The sequence below is a fragment of the Nocardioides sp. genome (genome assembly GCF_016462705.1).
Lineage (GTDB): Bacteria > Actinomycetota > Actinomycetes > Propionibacteriales > Nocardioidaceae > Nocardioides.
The window spans coordinates 1-4,999 of sequence record NZ_JAEMSS010000246.1 but is presented as its reverse complement, the minus strand read 5'-3'; the positions used below and the strand labels follow the sequence as shown (position 1 = coordinate 4,999).

Annotated in this window: 5 protein-coding genes; all 5 read left to right on the top strand. The window is 73.6% G+C overall.

The genetic code is table 11. The features are described from left to right. Window positions 1–844, top strand: an 844-nt coding sequence (locus tag JHD21_RS20555; RefSeq protein ID WP_292679182.1) for a YibE/F family protein, incomplete at its 5' end; no start/stop codon positions are given. 4 nt (window positions 845–848) lie between these two features. After that, window positions 849–2,537 (top strand): DUF429 domain-containing protein, encoded by a 1,689-nt coding sequence (locus tag JHD21_RS20550; RefSeq protein ID WP_292679179.1) that lies wholly within the window; start codon window positions 849–851, stop codon window positions 2,535–2,537. Window positions 2,538–2,556: 19 nt separating this feature from the next. Continuing rightward, the gene (locus JHD21_RS20545; RefSeq protein WP_292679176.1) at window positions 2,557–3,822 is read left to right on the top strand and encodes a cytochrome P450; all 1,266 of its coding nucleotides are present in this window, start codon (window positions 2,557–2,559) and stop codon (window positions 3,820–3,822) included. Further along, window positions 3,819–4,367 carry a TetR/AcrR family transcriptional regulator gene (locus JHD21_RS20540; RefSeq protein WP_292679172.1) on the top strand — a complete coding sequence of 183 codons (549 nt, stop codon included), beginning with the start codon at window positions 3,819–3,821 and terminating at the stop codon, window positions 4,365–4,367. Before JHD21_RS20545 ends, JHD21_RS20540 begins: the two co-directional genes overlap by 4 nt. 19 nt (window positions 4,368–4,386) lie before the next feature. Continuing rightward, window positions 4,387–4,890, top strand: coding sequence for a DUF664 domain-containing protein (locus tag JHD21_RS20535; RefSeq protein ID WP_292679170.1), 504 nt, complete (start codon window positions 4,387–4,389; stop codon window positions 4,888–4,890). Window positions 4,891–4,999: the final 109 nt, after the last annotated feature.

Here is a 4,999-nt window from a genome sequence, read left to right as displayed (position 1 = left end):
CATCAGGACGCCGGGGGCGGAGGGGGAGCCCGCGACGCTGGCCTACTTCAACATCGAGCGCAGCGGGTCGCTGTGGCTCCTCGCCGGGCTGTTCGTCCTGGTCGTGGTGCTGGTCGCCCGCTGGCGCGGCGTGATGTCGCTCGTCGGTCTCGGCTTCGCCGGTGCCGTCATGGGGCTCTTCGTCATCCCCGCCCTGCTGGTCGGCGAGGCTCCCGTCCCTGTGGCGGTGGTCGGAGCGGTCGCGATCATGTACGTCGTCCTCTACACGACCCACGGCTTCTCGATCCGCACGAGCGCGGCGCTCGCCGGCACCCTGGGCGGGATCGCGCTGACCGCCGCCGTCGGGGCCTGGGCGGTGGGGGCCTCGCGCCTCACGGGTGTCACCGACGAGTCCGGTGGGGTGCTCACGGCGAACGCCGGTGGCCTCGACTTCCAGGCGCTGCTGGTCGCCGCCGTCGTGATCGCCGGTCTGGGCGTGCTCAACGACGTCACGATCACGCAGACCTCGGCGGTGTGGGAGCTGCGCGGTGCCGCGCCGACGATGACCCGACGGTCACTGTTCGCGAGCGCCATGCGGATCGGGCGCGACCACATCGCCTCGACCATCTACACGATCGTGTTCGCCTACGCGGGGACCGCCCTGCTCCTCCTCATGGTCGTCTCGCTCTTCGACCGGCCCCTGCTCGACCTGGCCGGCACCGACGAGATCGCGACCGAGATCGTCAGGTCGCTCACCAGCAGCATCGGGCTCGTGCTGGCGGTGCCGCTCACCACCGCGATCGCCGCGCTGACCGTCCCCGGACCCACTGACGGCACGCGCGAGGACCGGAGTACGACAGTCTGACCCCGTGCACTACGTCGGGATCGACCTCGCCTGGGGCCTCAACCGACCCACCGGGCTGGCCGCGCTCGACGAGTCGGGCCGCCTCGCACACCTGTCCGCGGTGCGCACCGACGACGAGATCGCCGAGGCGCTCGCCCCCTTCGTGGCCGGTCCCTGCCTGGCCGGGATCGACGCGCCCCTGGTGGTCACGAACCCCACGGGCTCCCGCCCGGCCGAGCAGGCCCTGAGCAAGGACTTCCGCCGCTACGACGCGGGCACACACCCGTCGAACACCGGCAAGCCCGAGTTCGCGAACGGCACCCGAGGGGCGAAGGTGTGCGACCTGCTGGGCCTCGACCTCGACCCGGACTCCCGCGCCGAGCGTCGCGCCATCGAGGTCTACCCGCACCCCGCCACGGTCGTGCTGTTCGGCCTCGAGCGGACCCTGAAGTACAAGCAGAAGCGGGGCCGGGACCTCGAGCTCCTGCGCAGCGAGCTGCTGACCCTGATGGACCACGTCGAGCGGCTGGTCGACACCGGCGGACCCGCCGAGGCGTGGGCGGTGCTCCGGGCGTCGGTCGTCGCCGCCGCCCGCAAGAGCGAGCTGCGAGTGGTCGAGGACCAGGTGGACGCGGTGGTCTGCGCCTACGTCGCGCTCTTCGCCGACCGCTGGCCCGAGCGCACGACCCGCTACGGCGACCTCGAGACCGGCTACATCGTCACGCCGTCGCTGGTCACCGACGTGGCGGCGGCCGCGGTGCGCACGTACGCCGCCGACCACGGCCGGCTCGAGCAGGCCGGCCGGGACGCCGTCGACCGGGTGGTGGGGATCCTCGACGAGGCCGGCATCAACTACCTGAGCGTCGGCGGCCGGGCCAAGAGCATCGCGTCGTTCGCCGAGAAGGCCACCCGCACCCTGGACGGTCGCCTGCTCTACCCCGACCCGCTGCGCGACATCGGCGACCTGCTCGGCGTCCGGGTCATCACCTTCGTCGCCGACGACGTCGAGGTCGTGGCCGACCTGCTCGCCGACCAGCTCGTCGTCCGCGACGACCGCGACCTGGGCGAGCTGACCGCCAGCGAGGGCCGGTTCGGCTACGCCTCGCGACACCTCCAGGTGGAGATCGACGGCAACGAGGTGCAGGTGCAGCTGCGCACGGTCCTCCAGCACGCCTGGGCCGAGTTCGAGCACGACATCCGCTACAAGGGCAGCGTGCCGCCCGAGCACGCGAGCGAGTTCGACCGGCGGTTCACCCTCGCGGCGGGTCTGCTCGAGCTCGCCGACCGGGAGTTCTCCGCGATCCGCGACCGGCTGCGGGGGCCGGCCCCGGCAGCGGGGCCGGCGGACGCGCTGGACGAGGACCCGCGGATCGCGCCCCGCGAGCTGGCCGCGTTCCTCGCCGGGCAGTACGCCGACGCCGGCTGGTCCCGCACCGACCACTACGCCTGGATCTCCGGCCTCCTGCTCGAGCTCGGGATCGCCAGCCTGGCCGAGCTCGCCGACGTCCTGCGGAGCACCGATGACGAGGCCATCCAGCAGCGGATGGCCTACCGCTACCCACCCGCCGCGGTCCGCCGGCTCGACGACGCGCTGCTCACCGCCTACGGCGACCGCTACGTCGGGCTGCCCGGCAACGAGCACCGGCGGGCCGCACTGGAGACCCGGCTGGAGAAGCTGGTCGGCCCCTCGGGTCGGGCTGGACAATCGATCTAATCTGTCTCACTCTGGCGACATGTCGCAGGGGATGTCGCAGGGGATCTCGCAGACCGCCACGCCGCGCGCCGCGTCGGGCGCGAGGCCGGCGTACGTGCCCGGCGGTGGCGAGGCCTGGCGCAGGCCGTGGGCCGGCTACGCCGCGCTGCGCGACCACGACCCGGTGCACCACGTCGTCCCCGAGCGCCGGCCGGAGGCCGACTACTACGTCCTCACCCGGCACGCCGACGTCCTGGCGACGGCCGTCGACACCGCGGTCTTCTCCTCCGCGCACGGCCTGACCGTCGAGTACGGCGAGCTCGAGCGGATCGGCCTGGCCGACAACCCTCCGCTGGTCATGCTCGACCCGCCCGGCCACACGGCGTTCCGGCGGCTGGTCAGCCGCGGCTTCACGCCGCGACAGGTCCAGGAGATCGAGCCGGCGGTGCGGTCCTACGTCGCCGAACGCGTCGAGCGGATCGCCGCCCGTGGCCACGGCGACATCGTGGCCGAGCTCTTCAAGCCACTGCCCAGCATGGTCGTCGCGCACTACCTCGGCGTCCCGGCCGAGGACCGCGACCGGTTCGACGGCTGGACCGACGCGATCGTCGCAGCCAGCTCCACAGGGCCCGACGCGGGGACCGGCGCGGCTGACGCCACCGCGGAGATGCTCGGCTACTTCTCCGCGCTGGTGGATCGGCGGCGGACGTCGCCTGGCGACGACACGCTCTCGCACCTCGTCGCCGCCGGCGTCGGCGACGACACCGGGGGCATCGTGTCGATCCTGGGCTACGTCTTCGCCATGGTCACCGGCGGCAACGACACCACGACCGGCGCCCTGGGCGGTGCGGTGCAGCTGCTCGCCCAGCACCCCGACCAGCGCGCCGCACTGGCCGCGGAGCCTGGACTCATCAGAGCTGCGGTGGAGGAGCTCCTCAGGCTCACCTCCCCGGTGCAGGGCCTGGCCCGGACGGTGACCCGCGACGTCGAGCTGCACGGCGTCCGGATCCCGGCCGGGCGCAAGGTCCTGCTCCACTACGGCGCCGCGAACCGCGACCCGCGTCGCTACGGCCCCGACGCCGACGAGCTCGACGTCCACCGGTCGCCGTCGCAGATCCTGACCTTCGGTCAGGGCGCGCACCACTGCCTGGGCAGCGCGGCTGCCCGGATGCAGGTGCGGGTCGCCCTCGAGGAGCTTCTCGGGCGGGTTCCCTACTTCCGGGTCGACCCGGACGCGGTGACCTGGGCACCCGGCCCCTACGTCCGCCGCCCGCTCACCGTGCCGTTCGAGGTGGACCCGCGATGAGCTGGCTGAAGGACGACACGTCCCGGCTGGCCACCACCCGCATCCTGGACGCCGCCGGCGCGCTGTTCACCGACCGTGGCCCGGCCCAGGTCAGCATGGGCGACGTCGCCAGCGCGGCCGGCTGCTCACGGGCCACCCTCTACCGCTACTTCTCGGACCGGCGCGAGCTGCAGCTCGCGTACGTGCACCGCGAGGCTCGCCGGATCGGGGCCGCGGTGTCCCAGGAGACGGCCTCCGTCGCCGGACGTGAGGCCCGGCTGGTGGCCGCCGTGACGTCGGCTCTCAGGCACGTGCGAGGCACCCCCCTCCTCGCCGCCTGGTTCGAGGCCGACGGCGCGGCGGTCACCGTCGACCTGGTCGCGTCCTCCGAGGTCCTCCAGACCATCGGGCTCGGCTTCGTCGACGACCCCGTGGCGGCGCGCTGGTTGCTGCGGGTGGTCGTCTCGCTGCTGATGATGCCCGGGCCCGACGAGAGCGAGGAGCGCGCGCTCCTCGAGCGGTTCGTCGCTCCGCTGGTCACCGCGCCGGCGAGACCCGCGGTCTGAACCTCGGTATAAAGGGGTCATGACCCCGGCGGACCTCCTCACCGACTCCCTCGAGCGGGTCCGCGAGTCGGTCGAGGCCGTGCTCGACGGCCTGGACGACGACCAGCTCACCGCCCGGCCCGCCCCGGAGGCCAACACCATCGCCTGGCTGGTGTGGCACCTCACCCGGGTCGAGGACGACCACGTCGCCGGTGTCGCCGGACATGAGCAGGTGTGGACCGCCGACGGCTTCGCCCGTCGCTTCGACCTGCCGTTCGCCGACGAGGCGATCGGCTACGGCCAGACGACCGAGGAGGTCGGCCAGGTGCGGGCGTCCGCGGCGCTGCTCGGCGACTACCACCGCGCGGTGCACGCCCGCACGCTCGACTACCTCTCCGGACTCGGCGCAGAGGACCTCGACCGGGTCGTCGACGAGCACTGGGACCCGCCGGTCACGCTCGGGGTCCGGCTGGTCAGCGTCGTCAACGACGCCACCCAGCACGTCGGCCAGGCGGCCTACGTCCGCGGCCTGGTCACCCGGTAGCGCACGAACGACGGCACCGCGAGGGCCGCCACCACGGTCCCGACCACCACGAGCACCCCTCCGCCGGCGGCCGCCGCCGCCGTCCCCACCCCGGCCGCCGGCGGAGGGG